The sequence below is a fragment of the Candidatus Uabimicrobium amorphum genome (assembly GCF_009002475.1).
Lineage (GTDB): Bacteria > Planctomycetota > Uabimicrobiia > Uabimicrobiales > Uabimicrobiaceae > Uabimicrobium > Uabimicrobium amorphum.
Genome location: NZ_AP019860.1, coordinates 8,354,534 through 8,374,545, shown reverse-complemented (window position 1 = coordinate 8,374,545; position 20,012 = coordinate 8,354,534). Strand labels below are relative to the sequence as shown.

Below are 20,012 nucleotides of genomic sequence, written 5' to 3'. Positions count from 1 at the left end.
CCACCTGTATTTGAGGGAAGGGGCGGACACGGGGTCCGCCCCTACATTCCAACATGTATCCTGTTCTTTGGTTCAGGTTGTATTAACCGCGATTATGTGGTTTGTCTAAATCTAGTTGTGGTCCTTTGGGAACAACGCCCGTTGGGTTAATCGTTTTGTGGCTTTCATAATAGTGACGTTTTATATGTGTCATATTGGTGGTTTCGGCAACACCGGGAACTTGGTATAGCTCACGCGTATAGCCTGACAGATTGGGATAATCGGCTATTCTGCGTAGATTGCACTTAAAGTGACCTACGTAAACTGCGTCAAAGCGCACTAGAGTAGTAAATAGACGCCAATCGGCAACGGTCATTCTGTCTCCGAGTAGGTAGCGATTTTTGCCTAGGCGCTCTTCCAATTCATCTAAAGTTTTAAATAAATTGTCATACGCTTCTTCATAAGCTTGTTGTGAGGTGGCAAAACCCGCTTTGTAGACACCGTTATTGATATTTTTGTATACGAAAGTATTGACTTCTTCGATTTCTTCGCGGATGTCTTCGGGATAGTAATCTACGCTGTTGTCAGCAAATGGGAACTCGCTGTTCATCATGAGAATGATTTCACTGGATTCATTGTTGACAATCGTTTTCTTTTGTTTGTCCCAAAGGATCGGTACGGTTACACGTCCGGTATAATCGGCTTTAGCAGTTGTATATATTTGGTGTAAGCGTTGCGCGTTATTTACCGTATCGGGAATACAGTCTTCTCCATCACTAAACATCCAGCCCTCGCTGCCCATAAAGGGATCAACGACAGATATTGTAATAGCATCTTCCAATTTTTTGAGTTTGCGAAAAATTAAGGTACGATGCGCCCATGGACAAGCGTACGAAACATACAAGTGATAACGTCCAGGTTCCGGTTGGAAATCGGAAGAGCCATCACCGGTAATTTTATGACGGAAGATTGCATCTTCGCGTACAAAACGTCCACCTGTTTTCGCTGTATCATACCATTTATCGTGCCATTCACCTTTAATGAGTAATCCCATAGTTGTCTCCTTTTAGGCTAAATCAAAAATTAAAAATTTTGCGGCTGTATTTGCTTGAATATTTACAATTTCTTTGTTGCTAACAGAACTACCATCACCTGCTTGTAAAGTGTGTCCGTCAATACTGATACTACCAGAAATGACTTGGAACCAAAGATGTCGCGATGTCTCTAAGTTGTATTCTAGACCATGGTTTGCGTCAAAGTCTCCGATAAATATTTCCACGTCTTGGTTTATAGTTAAAGATCCATCATTTTCGTCGGGAGATACGACTTTTGCAAGTTCATTTTTTTGTTGGGGAAACTTTTTTTGTTCATAACTTGGTTGTACCAATTGTTGCGGTTTAATCCAAATTTGTAAAAAATGAACTGGTTCAGAAGAGGAATGATTGTATTCACTGTGAAAGATTCCTGTACCAGCACTCATACGTTGAAATTCACCTTCATGAAGTAAAGAACTATTACCCATGTCGTCTTCGTGTTCTAGTGTCCCTTTTACAACATATGTTAAAATTTCCATGTTGCGGTGTGGGTGTTTGCCAAAACCATGTCCACCTTTGACATAATCTTCATTAATGACAAGCAAATCGCGAAAACCTTGACGTTTAGGATTGTGATAAAGACCAAATGAAAAAGTGTGATAACTTTGCAACCAATCAATATTTGTAAAACCTCGTTCTTTTTCAGTAATAACATCTATCATATCATATCTCCTTACACACTGGAATGGACCCTGTAAATTTATTTTGTACTAAGGCAAAAGGTGTGCCAAACGTTTGGGAAGGATGTTTGTTTGCCTGGAAGTCTTTTATTTTCAGGGACTTGATGGATGTCGTATGCTGAAAGGAATGATTTGGTTTTCGGGAACGAAAAATCGTTGTTTGTTGTAATTTGGTTTTAAGATGTTTTTTCGTTGTTTTAGTGTGGTGTTTTGGATATTCTTTTGGGCGATGCCCTCACCATCGAATTTAAGGTTTTAGCTTCGCTAAAAGCCTTAATTCTCATGCCTCTCCCACGGGGAGAGGCGTAACACGTCTGAATTTGTTTCCATTTGCTTTCTTTAGTGCATGTTACAGGTCAGCATCAATTAAAATAGTGTATTACATCACTACTTTTGACCCGCAACTCAAGTGAATTTAGTTTTTTACAAAAGAGAAGCATTACACCTCTCCCTGTGGGAGAGGTATGAGAATAGAAGCTTACAGCGATAGCTGTAACTGCTAATTCGATGGTGAGGGCACCAATTTGGAGACGAATTTCTCATCTTACCATATGCCTGCTTCCGCTTCGCATCCTGGGGAGATTTCTTGTTCGTCTACTTTGATGACTTTGTTGTCTTTGAAGGTGTACTTGGTGATATAGAGTACGTTATGGCAACCCATTGATAGTGTTTGTGTGTATTCCCACATGTCGCTTTTCATCACCTGTGGGTCGTCGTACTTGTCTATTAATTGTTCTTTGCTTTTGCCGATATCATCTTTGGAGGTTTGTTTTTCTATCTTTTTGGAATCTTGCGGTATTTCACGAATGCTCGTGATTAAATTTACTTTATTCCACACGTTATAAGACGTAAAGAAATATAGTAAAGTGCGAAAGGTTTGTTTGTTTTTGCGGTATGCGTAATTTGCCACAATGACACCTTTTTTGATTTTGCGTTTATTATATTGAAACGCAACAATCTCAACTTGTTCGAAGTATTCCTGTAATACAGTTTGTGCTTTACTGCGCGAATAGTTACCGCCACTCTCACTGAGAAAAATGCGTACTTCATTTGCCAAAAACAATTGCAGACTGTTGATGTCTTTATCTTGCCATGCGTTGCGCAGTTCATCTTCGAGAAAACTTTGCGCCATAGTACACGTTATAAAAAATAGTAAAAGAAAAATGACTCTCATCGATCTTACTCCTATTGATGTACAATAGCACAAAGTGAAGAAATGGCAATACAGATCAATGTGTTGTATAAATCGAACACATACAGTGAGTAGCGCACAATGTTATTCCAACAAATTGATTTCTTTATCTTCTATCTGAAAAATAAGTGAGAAAAATCTCCAATCGTCGCCTTTTTTTTCCAGAGAAGCATAAAGAACCCCTGAGCCTTTTGGACCAGATAGGGGAACAGAGAGTTTGGCTTTTCCTGACTTTTCTTTAATCTCCAACATTCCCGAGACAAAAAAACCTTCTTGGATGGGAGTACCTAGGGCTTCTTGTATTACTTTCTCCTGGTGAATGTACTCCACTGTTTTTTTGTATGGCGCGGAAGCTTTCATGGAGCGCTGTAAGAAAAACAGTATGAAAACGCCGGCGAAAATCGAAATGAAAAAGCTAATGATGACAAAACGATTAAAGTGTGATTCTTTCATGAGTTCTTCCTCTAGGTGCTTTGTTTTTTGCCATAAATTTCCCACCACGTTCCATAAAGTTGTGCGGTTAACTTGGCATCTAATTTTTTGCCTATGTAGGCGGAAAAGTCTTTATGTTTTTGCCCTTCTTGAAAAAAGCCAATATAACCACCAATGGCTTTTTTTGTACTTCCCACAGCGTCGCGAATTTCTTCGGATATCTTACCTTGGGCGTGAAGTGCAAGAACCATGTACACTTTGCCTTTTTTGGTTTTGCGCGGCACACTTAGGTAACGATAGTTTTTCATGATGTATTCGCTCATTTGCGGAGCTTTATCGCGATAAGCTAGAGTTAAACCCACACGCGGGCTTGCGGTAATTTCGCGTTTGCTAAGTTCGTCATTGGTTTTTATGTGGAGCGGACTTTTTATGTCCCAAACGTCATAATCGCTAACGCGCTTGTCGAGTTCTGCAACTGTCGCGCAATTTGTTTTTTGTAAAATATGATCCACACAAAGACATGGTCCATCGATCACGTCACCGCTTTCATTTTCAATTCCGCGGATAATAATGCCGCCAAATACATCGTTTTCGGCAAATGTAATGTCCATACCTTTAAATGTTCCACCCTTGTATGTTCCACCGCTGCGGTGAAAATACCATTTTTCGTTGGTTTTCTGCATCGGATCACAGTGAACTGAGGGGTCGCAGTGGTCACTTTGATTTTGATAGTAAAACTCTATTTCGACAAATCGATATTGTTCACCATTGATAATAAGGCGAACCTTGTTGAGCAGACAATCTGCGATCTCTTCAAACCAGAGAGATACACTTTTATTTTGTGGTCTTGTGGTTAAAAGTTGCAAATGGTTTTCCTTTAAATTTTTTGTTTAATTTGGATATCTATCGAAATTTGGGAGACGGGCGGACACAAGGTCCGCCCCTACAATGCACATTCTAAAATATAGTATACTTCTAGAAGTACTTACTTTTCAACAGAACCATTATCAATTATACGACCAAATAATACGCCATTGATGAAAATTTTGTTTGTTCCATACCAAAAAGCGCGGAAATTTAAATTATCGGCCATACAAATTACCTTACCACGTCCTTTTCCACAAACGACAATTGCCGGGGTACTTTTGATCAGTTGTTGATTTTCTTTGGACATGTAGCCACTGGCAAGAGGATTATCGGTGTACACGATGGGAACAGAATAGACATTTTTTGGTTTTTTTATGGCCATATTTCCACGACGAAACAAGTGAATGGATTGGTGATGGTATCCATAGAGAAGGGGATGTGTTAAGTCTGTTTTTCCTTCGAGGATGGCACCACCTGTTATCTGCGACCCTTCATTTTGTACACGTGAAATGTAAGGTAGTCGATCTGTATATGTCGATTCCGGAGTTACAAATTGTAGTGGGGCTATTTGTGCGGAAACGGCCCAATTTATGGCGCGTTTGGCTGCAATTAGGTTTCCACCGCTTTTTACCCAGTCTTGTAATTTTTGTGTATCACTGCTACTAAGATTATATGAACCATCGACCATCACCATGGTGTTGTACTTGTGCATGTCAAGGGAAGAAAAATCATCGACATCGACCACCACAAGTGGAATGTTAAAGCGCACATCAAAAAGATGCCATACCTCTCCCGCATCGTAGGCGTTGACTCCTTTTCCTGCTAACATAACGGTTTTTGGCGGTTGTAAAGAACGAAAGTTACCACTACCTAAGTCCATTCCCACAGGTGTAAAACCAGTTTCGGCGCGATATACGGCGACATGGTCCTCGCTGGCAATTGTTTCCATAGTGTGGGCAATTTGTTTTTTGTCGGTTTGAATGCCCATGGGAACAAGTATAGTTCCATAGGTAAAGCGTTTTTGTGCGCCGTTTACTACCGCGGAAAATTCTTTTGTGGCCACTTTAACCTTTGCTCCTAGTTGCAACAATCGATTCAACGCGCGGGGAGCATAGTAACCATCCCAGGTGAACAGATAGGCATATGCCTTTTCATCAAAAGTTGTTTGCGGAGGTGTAAAGGTATATTGGTAATTTTCACCTTGGAGATAGGTGAGTTGTGCTTTGTTTTTTAATTCTGCAAAACTCAAATGGAACGCCATGGGCATTGTCCACGCCGATACATCGTAAAAAATAGTGTCGGCGAAAGAAGTGCGTCTTTCAAATAGCGATTTGATTAAACGATACTGCGATTGATGTGTCGGAACAAGTAGGGAGTTTTCTTCCGTGTACTCGACGCTATCTACGGTGATGGGTTTGGCGAGATGAAATACGTCAATCTTATGACGTTGCAACAACTGCGCAAAGTGCGTTAATCGCTTTTTATCGTTGTTGTCGCTGATGATGTATGCTTTTATCTCGTCTTTTTGAGCCAATTCTCGGGACTCAGAATAAAAATTACGCCGATAGGAGAGTAGCTCTACACGTAGATTTTGCGCCGCTTCCAAAGTCGAAAAAATTGTTTTTACCTGATTGCGTATGGTAAACGGGAAAGAAACATCACCATGCACACTTTCTTGTAAGTGTCCTCGGGAACTCGCTTGTTCAAATAAAATTCCAACAGCACCTTGAACGTCAGGGTATGTAGAACCTTTGCCGTAGTAAAAGTCATCAAAGCGTTCTTCGCTGTAATATAGTGAACCTATTTTGTCGAGTGTTTTTGCGTGAAAATGTGCGATTTTTTTTGTGAGAATTTGATTTTTTTGCGGAGTGAGTGGATGAGTACGCTTGGGAACACCGGGTTGAAAAAAATAGGTAGATTGGGTTCCCATTTCATGGTGGTCGGTAAGTATATTAGGTTGCCACTGTTGGAAAATTTTCACTCTACCGCGGCTTTCAGGGTGTTGTGTTAGCAACCAATCGCGATTAAGGTCAAACCAGTAATGATTGGTGCGTCCACGTGGCCACACTTCATTGTGCTCGCGACATATGGCGGCAGCAGTAGGTTTTTTACTTTTATGCGTATTTACCCAGCTTGCAAAACGATTGAAACCATCGGGATTCATACATGGGTCTAGAAGGATAATCGTGTTTTGCAACATTTTTTCTACCTCTTCGCCTTGGGCAGCGGCTAAAAAATAGGCCGCAATAAGAGCTGCGTTTGAACCACTGGGTTCATTGCCATGGATAGAATGACCGATGTATACAACCGCAGGCATGGTGCTGACGTCTATGTCATTTCCACTGCGTAAACTACGGTGTCTTTGTTGTATCTCTTCGATATTTTGATGATTGTCGGTACTGGTGATCGTTGCCACAATAAGAGGACGTGCTTCGTAGCTACGGGCGTATTCTTGTACATTAAAACGTTCGGACAATTCTCCGAGTTTTTTTATGTAGTACACCAATTGGTCGTGACTTACATGCCATTCTCCGACCTGATATCCCAAAAACTGTTGTGGGGTGGGAATATTTTTGTCGTATTCTCCTTGAGGCAGGTAGTAGTCGAGTTGCACCTGTGCGGTAACAGAGGCGCACAGTAGTAGTAATATAATTACATATTTTCTCATAAAGAGCTCCTAAATTCGTCGCAAGCTTGTTTTCCAATAGCTACTACTTTAGCAAAAATATTCTGTTGTGCAACCCATACACCTTTTTTTCCTTTGATATTGGTAATGAGAAAGCGCACACTATCTTTTTCTTTTCGAACTGTCCAAATGATGTGCGTTTTGAAGGAACCTTTGCTTTTAAAGTAGACGATGTCACCCTTTTGCAAAAGTCGTGGGTTTGTTACCGGAGCGAGAAGCACTGGCTCGCGATGTTTTATTTTCGGAGCCATAGAGTTTCCGCCCTCGCAGTTGACAACGTATTCTCCGCGTTGTAGTTTTTCGAGTAATATTTTGGTTTTTGGATGCATAATTTTTGTATTTCCTATTTTGTATAATTGTGTGTTTCTGTGTTTCGGTGTTTGAGGGATTTCTTCTCCGTATTGGTGCCCTCACCATCGCAATTGTGGGAGCTGCGAGTCTTTTGGTATGCGATGCCCTCACCATCGAATTTAAGGTTTTAGCTTCGCTAAAAGCCTTAATTCTCATGCCTCTCCCACAGGAGAGGCATAACACGTCTAAATGTGTTTCCATTTGTTTTATTTAGTGCTATCACAGCTCAACATCAATCAAAAGAGTGTATTACATCACTACTTTTGACCCGCAACTCAAGCGAATTTAGTTTTTAACAAAAGAGAAGCATTACACCTCTCCCTGTGGGAGAGGTATGAGAATAGTAGTTTACAGCGTAGCTGTAACTGCTAATTCGATGGTGAGGGCACCAATCCGGAGAAAGAACTCATACCGCTTCACAAATCCAATCAAAAGAGTGTATTACATCACCACTCTTGACCCGCAACTCAAGCGAATTTAGTTTTTAACAAAAGAGAAGCATTACACCTCTCCCTGTGGGAGAGGTATGAGAATAGTAGTTTACAGCGTAGCTGTAACTGCTAATTCGATGGTGAGGGCACCAATCCGGAGAAAGAATTCCTAATCTCATACCGCTTCACAAATTCGCTGTAGCTCATGCATGTTTCCCATTTGATAACACTCCCAGCCGCGCTCTTGGGCGGCGTGAATATTTTCTTCTTTGTCGTCTATAAATAGCAGTGGACGTGAGTATTTTTCTTCGAAATACTCGTATATTGCGCTGTGTGGTTTCATGTAGCCTACTTCGTAGCTAAGTACTGCGCCGTGAATATTTTGATAGAACGATAGTTGTTTTTTTATATGGGCAAAATGCAATTGTGAGGTATTGGACAAAAGAACCACGCGCAATTTTTTATCTATAAAAGACGCAACAACTTTTTGTATACCTTGTATTTGTGGGCCTATAATCGCCTGCCACGCTTCGCGGAGTTCCAAAGCTGTTTTACTCGGGAAAATATTTTGTAACTGTGTGATAAAATCTGCTGTGGAAATTTTACCGGTTTCTAGTAGATTGTTTTGCCGCCAAATTTCGTGGCAGTTTAGTAGTTCCTGCGTGGAAGAAAAACCCAACTTTTGCGCACAAAGTTCATAGTTTAAGTGAACGCATACGCGTCCGATGTCAAGGGCAATGGTGTTATTCATTTTGCATACTCTTTAATTTTTGTTGTATTTTTTGCGTGTATGGCCCACGGTATTGTAGGGCTTTTTTCAAAACGATGACAGCTTGGGGGTCGTTATTCTTGAGCAAAATATTTGCGGCACTATAGAAGGCGATGTGTAATAAATGTTCTTTGTCTGTTGCACTGGCAACTTGTAAGTAAGTTTGCATTGCTGCGTCGCTTTCGCCGATACAAACGAGACTATCTCCTTTGGAAATAAGTACATTGGCAATATATTTCCCTTTGGGGAACTCTGAGATATAGTTGTTGTAATAAGTAAGGGCTTCTTTACATTCTTGTAAGCGATGGCTCAGGGTGTACGCCAATTTCCACAATACTTGATCGCGGTGTTTGGCACGAGGAAAGTTACCTAAGTACACCTGGGCGTTTTGGATCAAGGCTTTGTATTTGTGTTGTTTATCGTGGACAATGATGCGAAAATAAATGTGTTCTGCGGTGTTTGCGTTTAAAATCGCCAACGCTTCTTTATATTCTTTGTTGTGGATGAATTTCGCGATGAGCCTATCGAGTTCAAGATGTGTAAGTCCATTTTTTTGCTGATGTTTTAGTAGTAAGTAAGCCTTCAGCGATTTTTCGCTGCAAATGTGGTGGGGAAATTTTTTGTGTAGTTGTTGGAGATAAAGCCATTTATTGTGATCGTTTGCTACAAGTGATTGTAAATAAAAGTATTCAGAGGTGGCTTTGCCCCACTCTTTCGATATATGTTTGATGAGTTGTTGTAGCAATTGGTGATGGTTGGAATGATAAAGATATTCTCCCCAGCGCATCACCGTAATTTTCTTTTGGTAGGCACTACAGTATTTCAACGATAGAATGCGTTGTTGCGCTTTGCGTGGTGAGTTTTTATGCTGCTCAAGTATGGATATGATATGGTGACAATAGTTGTGACCTTGTGGAGATGTTTTTATATCAAGCGAAAATTTTTGTGCAAAATACGCGCTGCGTATATAAAATTCTTGTGGACCAAATCCCAGAACAAAACCCAATAATATGGCAATACTGTAGCTACTATAAATAAAAAATGGACGCTTAAAGATATTTTCCTTTTTATGGTTCTTTATTGTTAAAGATATTTTTTTTGTTTGATGTATTGTTCTTTGTTATTGGTGCCCTCACCATCGAATTTAAGGTTTTAGCTTCGCTAAAAGCCTCAATTCTCATGCCTCTCCCACAGGGAGAGGCGTAATGCGTCTTCAGTGTTTCCATCAGATTGTCGTTTGCGGGCAATGTTATGTGTATCGCCTTAGCGCAATTTCGTCAATTCTGATTGTACGGCTTTAAATGTTTCTTCATACTTGCGGAAAATGATGCCCATCGGGTTGAACAGGTTTCCTATTGCACGATTTTCAATTTTTGCTGAAGAGTTTATTTTGTCTTGCAATGTTCGCACACCATTGCGCAGTCTGGCCATTTGATCTTCGATATCCCGCACGTCTATTTTTTTGGTTTGTAAAAAGTTTATGATACGATTTATCTGTTTTTTCTGAACGGGATTGAAGGTCTTTTCTAGCTTTTCCTTCATAATTTCTTCAACAGTGCGTTTTTTAGAACGCTCTATTTTGTAAACCATAACGCCTAGGTCCGCTATTTCATCAGGAATGTTGCTCATCTGATTTAAACCGCGATTTAAACCATCCATCACTTGTGGATGGACGCGCGCACGTCGTATGTCGGACATCATAGAGTTTATGGTCTTTATCTCACTTTGTATGTCGTCGTACCACACACCGGGAGATTGTTTCCACTTCTTTTTGATGTCTTTTAATACTGAAGCCATTTGCCTTTCTTCGACAATTTCGGCTTTGTAGTCTTCATCCGTGAGTAGCTTTTCGTTTTTGTCTTGTACTTCCTTTAGATCTTCCCAGGCGATTTTGGTCGCGGGGAGAACCGTGTCCACATCGCGCATGTAGCTCGTTAAACCGCGTAGTGAGTTGTCGTACTCACCGGTTTGTAGTCCTTCTTCACCGTCGGCGATGACATCAAAAAGCTCTTTGTATTCGATGTCGGCTTTGGGCAAAATACCGGTAACTGTTCTGGGTGGTTTGAAGAAGTAATCTTCCGGATAATTCTTGTCCCAATTTTTGATCGCGTCTTGCATTTTCGTAATTATGCCTTCAAATGCTTTGCGGCGATCGCTAAGTACTTGTAGAGTGTCTTTGATTTGAAATACTTTATTCTTATTGCTGCCAATTTTCATCGCTTCGGTGACCATGTCCTGTATTTCGTAGCGATACTTACTTATCTCTGCTAAGAATTCAGGAGTTAATTTACTTTCTTTGGCATAGCGACTCAATAAATTCTTCGCTTGGTCCCAGTCTTTTTCTTTCTTCAGTTGTTTCCCTTGGTCAACCGCACTCTTTAAGTCTTTTACTAGAGTAATACTCGTTGCCAATTTATCTTTGACGTTCTGTGGTACCTCTGAGTAACCTTCTGATGCAGGGTAGCGTGTGTCCATCATTTCGATTTGGCGCTGTAATGGCTCGATATTTTCTTGCATTTGCTTGGTATAGTCAGAGATTTTGACAATATAACGTTTGAGTATCGCTGTTTGTTCTTTTTCGTATTTGAGTTGTTCGGCTTTTTCGATGATACTTTCTGACTCTTTTAGGTATTTCTGAGTTTTGGATATATAGCTTTCAGAGGAAGAAGTCAGAGACATAGAGCTTTGTAAAATATAGATCGCGTCGTCAAGGTTTTCTTGTTCGATTTTTTTGTTGACCTTGTTTGAAACAGAATTTAGCTGGGCGATCATTCTCTTGGCTTTGGCGACGTGTGTTTTACCGTTGCGATAGAATCTTTTCAATTCTCTATTGGGCTCGAAGGTTGTATATACGTAATTCAGTTTGTCTTGCAATAGAGAGGTTAGATCGGTGAGCGGTAGCAACTGCTTTTTTACTTTTTGTAGTAGCATTACGACACGCAAACCTTTTTCGCTTTTTTCTTTCATGCTCTGAGCAATTTTTACGGTATCCGCGGTGTTTTCTCTAACTTGTTTTAGCGAAATTAACAAGGTGGCATCTTCGGAAACTTTACTGATTTCTTCGAGAGCTTGTTTCACTTGACCAGCATATATATACTTACGGCTGGCATCAATGACTTTTCCGATATCCACCAATTCTTTTTCTGCCGTAGACTTAATTTCCAGAGTTTTCTTTGTTTCTTTTGGAATATCTAAATCATTACCAAAACCTTCTAGTGTCACAAGGTCGGCGCTGAGTGTTTTTAGCTCGCTTTCTATCGAACTAACACGCTTTTGTGCACCGTTTAGAAGAACGAGATATTGTGCTTTACGTTCTTTTTTCAGCGCGCTGGCTTCGCAAAGTCTTAGAGTTTGATCTACGTCTTCGATCATACTCTTGGCTTCGGTTCCATTTGGCGATTGTAAATCTTTGTAGGTATTACTGTTTTCCAGTGCCGTAGTGAGATTATCGGCAAAAAGTAGTTTTTCGATTTTGTTCAAAGATGTTTGCCAAGTGTCGAGATCCTTCTTCATATCCACGGCGAGTTTTTTGCTCTTTGGTGGTGGCGGCGGATAACCTTCCCCGGTATATTTTTCTTTTATAATAATGAGTTTACCATTTAACGACTTGTACAATTGAGAAAAAAGAATGATATTTTCACGTAGTTTTCTCAAGACGCGGCGTACGGAAGATTCTTGTACGCGAATATTATTCATATACTTTGCCATCGTTAGTGTATGGTTCGCCTTGAGTTTCAGATTGTCGATGGTTTTTGCGATTTTGTTTTTATACTTATCTTCGTTGTAATCGCTAAACTTTTCTTCGAGAAAAGCCTGTGCTTCTTTTTCTTTCCCTTCTCCAATCATTCGATTGGCTTCGGTGATTGTGCCCTTCATCTGTTTTATTTGTTCGCGGATGCGTTCCACTTCGGTGGTAATTTTTGGACTTGGTTCGGGAAAGCCCAATTTTGAAGGAAATTTTTTCTTCACTTCGCCGACAATGCCCAATACTTCTGTGGTTTTTCCTTTGACATCTTCGGTGTAGGAGTCTAATTGAGCGATAATTTCATTGCAGGCACTGACGGTTGTTTGGCGTTCGTCGTAGTTTTTGTACATAACCAGAGCAAAGTAAACGACGACAAGAGCCGCTACCGAGGCGCCAACGATTTTTAAATTTTGTGGTGTCAAATACTGTTTTATCGGAATGCGTTTTGCTGCTGGCTTTGCTGGAGACGTTGTTTTTGGTGGTTGAGGTTTCTCTACGCGTTTGCTGGTTTGTGTTCGCGATACCTTTTTTGTTTGTTTTTCTTTTTTGGTTACTGGGGCTAAGGTGATTCCATATTTATTGAGAATGTCGACATCTGCGGGATTGAGGGCCGGAAGTTCTTGGTCTTTAACGACAACAGAGTCTTCAAAAGCTTCGCGTATGGAGCGTGGAGTTGTTTTTTCTTCGCTATTGATTTCTACTCCGTATTTTTTGAAAATTTCTACTTCTTCGTGGCCGAGACTTGGCAACTCTTCGTCAAGAGGGATTTGTGATTCTTCGAATACAAATTGTTTGCTACTTAGGAACTCTTCTTCCTCTTCTTCCTCTAAGCCTGCACCGCTGGGGATTTCAATTCCGTATTTTTTTAGAACTTCAATGTCATCTGGGCCTAACTGTGGCAGTTCTTCATCGCGTATGACCACCGAGCCTTCGAAAATACCCTTGTTGAGATCTTTTTTCTTAATGGTGTCAATGCCATACTTGCTCAAAATTTCCATGTCACCTGATGTCAAAGGGGGCAGTGGTTCGTCCAAGGTGACGATTGAATCTTCTTTGATGGAGACATTATCACCTATTGTTTCTAGGTTGGGTTTACTGCGCGGAATGTCCATTTCTACCACCATCATTCCAGCGTCAAAGCTACTTTGTTGTTCACTGTCTGGATCTAAATCGACATAGTTCTCATCGGGTTTTGATTTGAGAACTTTCAATGAACAAGGTACATTGCCTAGTTCTTCACGTATTTTTTCCAATGCTTTTTGATCGCGGATGAGTTCATTTTTATGGCCAAAGAAAAAGTCATCTTTTTGATCGCTTTTTTGGCACAACAACATAGATCCGTTTTCCCAAATAAATATGACGTAGACAACATCTGGGCTTGTGAAAAAACTATTGCGTAACCGTAGGGCAAGTTCAAAGTCTATTTCTTCGTGTATGGTAGAGAGTGTGCCGGGATTAGCATTTAAGAAGTAGTTGAGGTTTTGAATTTCAATAGCGTAGCAAGAGGCTTTACGATCACACAATGAATCTTTAAAACCCAAAGACATGCTATTGTCTTCGATAAACGCACCATCGGCAAAATGATATTCGATGATTTCATTTTCAGTGTGTACTACGAGATATTGTTCTTTATCTTCTTCCAAAACAAGAACATGATTATTTTTGAAGTCAGCAAGTAATTCTTCAGTTAAATTTTTATCGTGAAACAAGCAATATTGTTTAGCGGCATAAATAAAGCTACAACATTCCTGAAACGTAATTTCTTTGTTCATCACTGCTACTCCATCATTAATTTTGCTTTAAGCTCATCATGTTCGCATGTATATTTTACAATTTGTTCTAACGTTTTTTTTATCTGGCTATCATTTATCAAAGGCTTGATGTTCTTAATACATTTTATCACTTTATAGGTGTGAATTTCTAGTTCTTCCGATAAATCTTTTACGGAAAATTTTTTTTGCGTTTGTAATATGTATTGGAAAATTTTTTGCGTGGTTTCATCCTGCAAGTAAGTAGAGTGCAAACTCTCTACATATTCTTCATCAAAGGCTTCTTCAAAAAAAGCGTTGTCTTTTGGCTGTAAACAAATTTTATATGTGGTATCTATTTTATTTTTACTGTGTGACCTACCAAAGAAGACAAACACTATATTACAAAAAAGATCATCGTTTACAAAATTTAAAAAACGCTTAAACTCTTTTTGTGGCATAAAATTTATGCCGTCGATGCAACATATAACTTTTTTGTTATCGCTGGCTATTTTTTTTCTAAGTTGTTGCCAGCCAGGGGCAAGCATTATATCTAAGTCTTGTATTTCTACAATATTTTGTTGGACATCGAAAACATTTTTTAGGTTACGATAAAACCAAAATTTAAATGTCGCACTATCTTGGTAAATGGTTTGCGGAGATATGTAGTATTTACACACATAGTCCGCTTGTGGATACTCTATGTGAGAGCACAGTGTTGTTTTACCGGTTGCAGGGGCACCTTCTATCATGATGGTTTTGATTTTTATACTCGGCGGTAAGCTAAAAATATCATCTAGAGTTTGTTCTAAAAAATTTTCAATCCACGGCATGATAATTACATCGTCATTATTACGATGAGTAAAGTCAATAATTCCTTTTTTTTCCGCCTGGTATTTCCGATAACTTTGCGTTAGCCGTTCTTTGTGAAAGTCTTTCATGCTGCAGTTTGTTTCATACAAACGAAGTCCCTCACTACCTATTAGTTTGGCAGCAAAAAATGGGGACATTGATAGTATTCTATTGTTGTGTTTGACAAACGTTTTGCCATCTTTTACTTCATATTTCTTTTTTGCAATAAACCCCAACAAAGAAGGCAAGAATTGTAAGTGCTCTTGCGCTTCGTATACATCGGAAATCGATGCTAAATTTTTGTTGAGTTCAATTACCTCATAGAACCATTTTAATCGCGTAAAACGCTCTTGAAAGGAAACCGTATCAAATATTTCTGCAAACTCTTGTAAGGAAAGAACCGTTTTGTCGTATTCTGCTACATGAGCAAATATTTTTGTCCAGTCTTCAATACTTCGGTGATTAAATTGTGAAAATAACCAATAATGAAATTGTTCGTCTTTTTCCTCAAACTGCGCATATTCCAACAAATGCAGTTTGCCGATGAATGAGATCGTTTTAAAAAATACTTCACCCACGGCAATGCTTCGTTTTTCTACATTAAGGTCTTGCGAAAGTGTTTTGTAGTATGTATCGATAAAATCGGGAAAATTTACGGTCATGATAGAATTTTGGCATCTGTAATTGCATGTTGGAAAACCATCACACTATGGCGCGAATTTGGTTGTAACTTTAGTTTTAAATCGTATTTTGAAAACCAATCTATGTAGCCGACGATTTGTTCTCCTTCGCCGAGAATAAGTTGCAACTTTGTACCTTTTTTTAGCTCTTCTATAGGTAATTTAAACCTTTCTTTGGGGTTTTTGCTAGGAAGAATAGGTGACTTTTGCAAATCGCGGTTTATCGTTAGTGATTTGAGTATTAGTTCATTGTTCCGATCACGACAAAAGTATTTTATATCGAGTTTTGGTATCGTGATGAGTTTACGATTTGAAAATACTTTTAGTTCGTATGGTGTGTATGAATGTACAGTACCTATTTTTGATTTCATATCGTATAAATGGAAAGTAATGAGGCTTTTACTCTTCTTTAATTTTTGTAAGTAATTATTGAGTGGTTCGTTATCACTCAAGCGGTCTTTAAGGTAGTTTTTGTACCAGACACCACGTTTTTTTTCTTTTTGATTTTGTCGCTCTAAATATTCGGCAACATCAATATCATTGTCCACGAGCTTGTAGCATGTTTCGAGTGGAATATCTGGATGATTACTTCTTATTTGCAGAGCTTTGCTTTTGCGTGCCTCTTTTATCTCATTTACCTTAAAATACTCTTCTAGAGTAAACTTGCCATCAATAATGGATTTTGCAATAGGGATCGACATTTTGTACTTTGTGGTCAATTGTAGTATTTCTTCTTCTTTTTCCACAAAATTTTGGCATTGTTTTTTGTATTCGTCTAGAGAGAAGGACGCTTCTAAAATTTGCATGACATTTTCTGTCGATAGGGTACCGTTTGGCGTAAATTTTTTAAGCTCTGTTTGTAGTTTCTTTTTGGCGATTGCATTTTGTTTGTATAACTTTTGCTTTTCCAACCACAGTTCTATGGGAACCACTCCTGTTGAAATTTCCAATGCCGTAGCTTCGTCCATATTGTATTTACGCATTAGGTGCTTTACTTTGCTACTTCTCTGGTTAGTAGGTTGCCTTCTCTTTTTTCTTTTATATTTGTGGCGATGATCCTTCTTGTGATTCATGGGTTTCTTTCTTTAAAGATTATTTCAAACAAATTTGAGTAGTGCTTTCGCGTGTCGACTATTCTGTGTAGCTCAAGACATCGTTGCGCTAATTAGTTTGTCTAAACAAACTAGTACGATAATACCAACTATCATAAAGCTAATAGACATAATCGGCCAGATAATAACAAATCCACCTACAAATCCTAAAACTCCTCCCAAAAGAGTTATGAAGGTGAGTTTATCATCTGAGAATTCTCTAAATCCCTGTTCTAGTTGTTCGGCAGAGATGGTTTGTAATTGAGTTGTGATTATTTTTCGAATATTTATTTCTTGAATTAATCCCATTTGCATTTTTAAAAGTACATTTTCGATAGATTCGCTATGGGTGTCTATTGTATGTGGAATATTTTCTAGTACAATATCCATGTCGTCAATGATGGAAATAAGAAGTTCGGAAACTTTATCTACAATGCGATCTACCAAATCGCCAAAAGGAATTTTCCATACATCTTTGACTTTTGAAAACAGTTTGCGTTTAAAAACTTTTCCGACAACAGTTTCTAGTTTAGATACAGAAATACTTTTTATTTGTTCGCGAAATTCGGCATCTTCCGAAATTTTTTTTATATAACTCGCTAGTAATTTTTTTGTATCGTCTTGAAATTCTTTATCGCTTGTTAATTCTTTTAGCTTTTCATTTAATGACAAAGTGATGCGTTGTAATATACCACTGTCTTCTATTTTTTTGCGTATCAATTCTTCATTTATTAATTTTTCAGATACTTCGTAAGTAATTTTCTCTATGAGGTCATCTCGTTGCGATGGAATCAATCCATGTCCAAAAATAGGTCGTGGATGCCGTGGCCAAAACAACATTTTTATTGCGATCCAATTTGTTCCAAAGCCAATCAAACCAGCGATCGAGCACGAACGAATTATCTGATGTGGATTCCAAAAAAAACTTAATGCGAACAATGATAGACAACACGGAGTAAAAATTCGTACTGCCAATCTTAAGCCTTCTCCTGAGCGAAAAGCCAAACTTTCAATTGTGTATTCGCCTTGTTCTTTTGTTGCTGGAAAAGGAAGCTGTGTTTCTTCGTGGAAGATTTTCCGCCGATATTTTTTTATATAATCAATAAAAATTGTGTAATTGCTCCATAGAATGCCACAAAGTTTTCTATAAGATTTTGCTTCGCTTTATTTTACAAAAAAACTTGTTTTTGGCAAATATAAAATGATTGAAAACCGTTTGCGGTGTAAAGGGATGGTTGAATGTAAGGACTAGATGTTCTCAAAAAAAGTCGCTTTTTGTTTGTGGATTCCCGGCTTGGTAAAAATGTGTATTTGTTTGGAATGTTTTTAAGGTTAGAAAGTTAACTGAAAGCCGGTATTACACAACCGGCTCATTATGCAAATTTAGACAAGTTTTACTTGTGATTTTTTACCACTTTTTTCCGCTTCACTTAAACCTTCCACACCGTTTTTTTCGATTTGTTGTCTAAGCCAGCGAATATCGTCACGAAATTTTTTACTATCTTCGTACGCGCGTTCTTCTGAAGATCCACTGCGTCCTTGAAGTGCTTCAAGTGCAATTTCTTCCGTGGGAGGCATCATTCCTGCGGACATCTTTTGGAAGATAACATTTACTCCTTTTAGATGTTTTTTGACAACTTCTGGGTCGGATTCTGATTTTAAACGATGAAGCTGATTACATACGCGGAAAGAAAGAGCCTTTAAACTACTAAGACCTTCGGATATAATTGCAAATCGCTTTGTAAATGCCAATGCTCTTTTTTTGCGAATTTCAAATGCAATCATTACAAAAATAGATGCGATGATAAAAGCAATAACAAAACCGATAATCAGAGAAGGAATATGTATTTGCATAATTAACTGTCTTTAATTTTGAGATAAATTTGTATGATTTATTAACTACTTTGGTGTAGACTAATAATAAAATTCTGCACGAATTAAGTTATCTAGAAAAGACCAATCTTTAACCTTACACCATGACTTTTTCTATATATCTTAATATTTGATTTTCACTTTTTACTACAGATTTGTCAAACAATATTTTTAAAAATATAAAAGAAAGGTGTGCAATGGCAAAACTCGGACATTACGAAGTTATCAAGTGTATTGGATCTACAGAGAAAACTATGTTGTATGCGGCACGACATCCCTATTTGGGACGCGATGTTGTAATTGAAGCATCTCCTTCTTCTTGTGATACCGATTTACAGAAGAGGTTAAAGTTTTTGGCACAGCTTTTGGGAACGTTAGACCATTCAAATATTTTACCCGTTTTTGATGCATTTGAAGACGGCAAGATGATGTACCTTGTCTTTAATTGGCCCAGTGAAAAGCTAAAATCTGTTGAGCGCATTGTGAAAGATGGTGGACAAATAAGTATTGATCAAGCGCTTATTTATACATTGCACTTGTGCGAGGTTCTGGAGTTTCTCGAACAAAAAGGTGTTGTGCACCAAAATATACATTTGCAAAACCTATTGGTATCTGAAAACGATTTTTACCTCAGTGGATTTAACTTGGCAAATAAAGTTACCAATAGTCATGAGGAGTACCGTGAGGAGCTTATGGATGGCCGTTATGCTGCCCCTGAATGGATTGCGCGACATCCACTTACTTGCAAACAAGATATATGGAGTTTAGGAGTTGCTTTATACAATATGTTAACGGGAAAGTATCCTTTTGAAGGAGATGAAGAACTTTCTACTGCTCAAGTAATTATTGGTGGAGAGTATAAAAGACTTAACAATTTCCCCAACATCCCGCAATGTTTAGATGAATTATTGCAACGTATATTTGTTGCCGAACCTGAAAAACGCATTTCGGTAAGTGAGATCAAGGATATTGTTTCTAAGGAACTTTACAAAACACCTGTGGGAACTGTTTTTATTGCTATGCCTTTTCATATGCATTTTAATCGTGCCTACAACGCCATTAAACGCGTGTGCCAAGAGCACCGACTTCAGCCAGTACGCGTAGATGAAAATTTTATGCCAGCGAACATTTGGCAAGAAATAGAGGAAGGTATTAACAAAGCAAACTTCATCATCGGTGATTTAAGTCCTGTTCCAGGTTTTGAGCAGACAAATCCCAATGTGGCATTTGAAGTGGGGATTGCGCATCATTTGCAAAAACCAACCGTACTATTAACGCAGGACATTGAAAAGTTACCGTTTGATTTTAAGCAACAACGTGTAAATGCGTATGCAAACACCGAGGAAGGAATGGTGGAATTGGAGAAGAAACTACACGACATTATTAAAAGTATCATGTCATCGAATTAAAAACGAAATTTGAAATCAGAAAGCTGTCTAAGAGTGTCATCCTGACTTTAAGAGTGTCATCCTGACTTTAAGAGTGTCATCTTGACTTTTAAGAGTGTCATCCTGACTTTAAGAGTGTCATCTTGACTTTTAAG

Annotated in this window: 15 protein-coding genes; 1 reads left to right on the top strand and 14 read right to left on the bottom strand. The window is 38.7% G+C overall.

The annotated features are described in order from the left end of the window. Nucleotides 1-82: 82 nt before the first annotated feature. From UABAM_RS29375 to UABAM_RS29310, 14 genes are all read right to left on the bottom strand, one after another. Entirely contained in the window at nucleotides 83-1,033 is a 951-nt protein-coding gene (locus UABAM_RS29375; protein ID WP_151971556.1) for a glutathione S-transferase family protein, read from the bottom strand. A 12-nt stretch (nucleotides 1,034-1,045) separates the two neighbouring features. After that, entirely contained in the window at nucleotides 1,046-1,735 is a 690-nt protein-coding gene (locus UABAM_RS29370; protein ID WP_151971555.1) for a pirin family protein, read from the bottom strand. A gap of 562 nt (nucleotides 1,736-2,297) precedes the next feature. Then, the gene (locus tag UABAM_RS29365; protein WP_151971554.1) at nucleotides 2,298-2,927 is read right to left on the bottom strand and encodes a DUF4783 domain-containing protein; all 630 of its coding nucleotides are present in this window, start codon (nucleotides 2,925-2,927) and stop codon (nucleotides 2,298-2,300) included. A gap of 102 nt (nucleotides 2,928-3,029) precedes the next feature. Next, nucleotides 3,030-3,398: a cytochrome c oxidase assembly factor Coa1 family protein gene (locus UABAM_RS29360; protein ID WP_151971553.1), complete on the bottom strand. Its 369-nt coding sequence runs from the start codon at nucleotides 3,396-3,398 to the stop codon at nucleotides 3,030-3,032. Between the two features lie 11 nt (nucleotides 3,399-3,409). Continuing rightward, entirely contained in the window at nucleotides 3,410-4,243 is an 834-nt protein-coding gene (locus tag UABAM_RS29355; RefSeq protein ID WP_151971552.1) for a hypothetical protein, read from the bottom strand. Between the two features lie 119 nt (nucleotides 4,244-4,362). Beyond that, nucleotides 4,363-6,912, bottom strand: a complete 2,550-nt coding sequence (locus UABAM_RS29350) for a M14 family metallopeptidase (RefSeq protein WP_151971551.1) — start codon at nucleotides 6,910-6,912, stop codon at nucleotides 4,363-4,365. After that, nucleotides 6,909-7,259 (bottom strand): S24/S26 family peptidase, encoded by a 351-nt coding sequence (locus UABAM_RS29345; protein ID WP_151971550.1) that lies wholly within the window; start codon nucleotides 7,257-7,259, stop codon nucleotides 6,909-6,911. The genes UABAM_RS29350 and UABAM_RS29345 overlap by 4 nt, the downstream gene beginning before the upstream one ends. A gap of 628 nt (nucleotides 7,260-7,887) precedes the next feature. Continuing rightward, a complete protein-coding gene (locus tag UABAM_RS29340) occupies nucleotides 7,888-8,463 on the bottom strand; it encodes an HAD family hydrolase (protein ID WP_151971549.1) in 576 nt (191 codons plus the stop codon). Further along, on the bottom strand, nucleotides 8,456-9,487 hold the full coding sequence (locus UABAM_RS29335; protein WP_151971548.1) for a tetratricopeptide repeat protein: 1,032 nt from the start codon (nucleotides 9,485-9,487) through the stop codon (nucleotides 8,456-8,458). The genes UABAM_RS29340 and UABAM_RS29335 overlap by 8 nt, the downstream gene beginning before the upstream one ends. 257 nt (nucleotides 9,488-9,744) lie before the next feature. Next, nucleotides 9,745-13,998 carry a hypothetical protein gene (locus UABAM_RS29330; protein WP_151971547.1) on the bottom strand — a complete coding sequence of 1,418 codons (4,254 nt, stop codon included), beginning with the start codon at nucleotides 13,996-13,998 and terminating at the stop codon, nucleotides 9,745-9,747. 5 nt (nucleotides 13,999-14,003) lie between these two features. Continuing rightward, entirely contained in the window at nucleotides 14,004-15,488 is a 1,485-nt protein-coding gene (locus UABAM_RS29325) for a hypothetical protein (RefSeq protein ID WP_151971546.1), read from the bottom strand. Further along, nucleotides 15,485-16,579, bottom strand: a complete 1,095-nt coding sequence (locus UABAM_RS29320; RefSeq protein ID WP_151971545.1) for a PX domain-containing protein — start codon at nucleotides 16,577-16,579, stop codon at nucleotides 15,485-15,487. Before UABAM_RS29320 ends, UABAM_RS29325 begins: the two co-directional genes overlap by 4 nt. Before the next feature lie 72 nt (nucleotides 16,580-16,651). Continuing rightward, nucleotides 16,652-17,572 carry a DUF445 family protein gene (locus UABAM_RS29315; RefSeq protein ID WP_151971544.1) on the bottom strand — a complete coding sequence of 307 codons (921 nt, stop codon included), beginning with the start codon at nucleotides 17,570-17,572 and terminating at the stop codon, nucleotides 16,652-16,654. 408 nt (nucleotides 17,573-17,980) lie between these two features. Then, complete coding sequence (locus UABAM_RS29310) at nucleotides 17,981-18,451, bottom strand: hypothetical protein (protein ID WP_151971543.1); 471 nt, start codon at nucleotides 18,449-18,451, stop codon at nucleotides 17,981-17,983. 215 nt (nucleotides 18,452-18,666) lie between these two features. Between UABAM_RS29310 and UABAM_RS29305 the strand changes: the two genes are divergently transcribed. Further along, nucleotides 18,667-19,878, top strand: a complete 1,212-nt coding sequence (locus UABAM_RS29305) for a serine/threonine protein kinase (protein WP_151971542.1) — start codon at nucleotides 18,667-18,669, stop codon at nucleotides 19,876-19,878. The last annotated feature ends 134 nt before the right edge of the window (nucleotides 19,879-20,012 follow it).

Excerpts from the sequence above, each read along its gene's own strand:
- UABAM_RS29370 (WP_151971555.1), bottom strand. The coding sequence starts at position 1,735 with ATGATAGATGTTATTACTGAAAAAGAACGAGGTTTTACAAATATTGAT.
- UABAM_RS29345 (WP_151971550.1), bottom strand. The coding sequence starts at position 7,259 with ATGCATCCAAAAACCAAAATATTACTCGAAAAACTACAACGCGGAGAA.
- UABAM_RS29350 (WP_151971551.1), bottom strand. The coding sequence starts at position 6,912 with ATGAGAAAATATGTAATTATATTACTACTACTGTGCGCCTCTGTTACC.
- UABAM_RS29325 (WP_151971546.1), bottom strand. The coding sequence starts at position 15,488 with ATGACCGTAAATTTTCCCGATTTTATCGATACATACTACAAAACACTT.
- UABAM_RS29320 (WP_151971545.1), bottom strand. The coding sequence starts at position 16,579 with ATGAATCACAAGAAGGATCATCGCCACAAATATAAAAGAAAAAAGAGA.
- UABAM_RS29340 (WP_151971549.1), bottom strand. The coding sequence starts at position 8,463 with ATGAATAACACCATTGCCCTTGACATCGGACGCGTATGCGTTCACTTA.
- UABAM_RS29375 (WP_151971556.1), bottom strand. The coding sequence starts at position 1,033 with ATGGGATTACTCATTAAAGGTGAATGGCACGATAAATGGTATGATACA.
- UABAM_RS29330 (WP_151971547.1), bottom strand. The coding sequence starts at position 13,998 with ATGAACAAAGAAATTACGTTTCAGGAATGTTGTAGCTTTATTTATGCC.
- UABAM_RS29305 (WP_151971542.1), top strand. The coding sequence starts at position 18,667 with ATGGCAAAACTCGGACATTACGAAGTTATCAAGTGTATTGGATCTACA.
- UABAM_RS29310 (WP_151971543.1), bottom strand. The coding sequence starts at position 18,451 with ATGCAAATACATATTCCTTCTCTGATTATCGGTTTTGTTATTGCTTTT.
- UABAM_RS29360 (WP_151971553.1), bottom strand. The coding sequence starts at position 3,398 with ATGAAAGAATCACACTTTAATCGTTTTGTCATCATTAGCTTTTTCATT.
- UABAM_RS29365 (WP_151971554.1), bottom strand. The coding sequence starts at position 2,927 with ATGAGAGTCATTTTTCTTTTACTATTTTTTATAACGTGTACTATGGCG.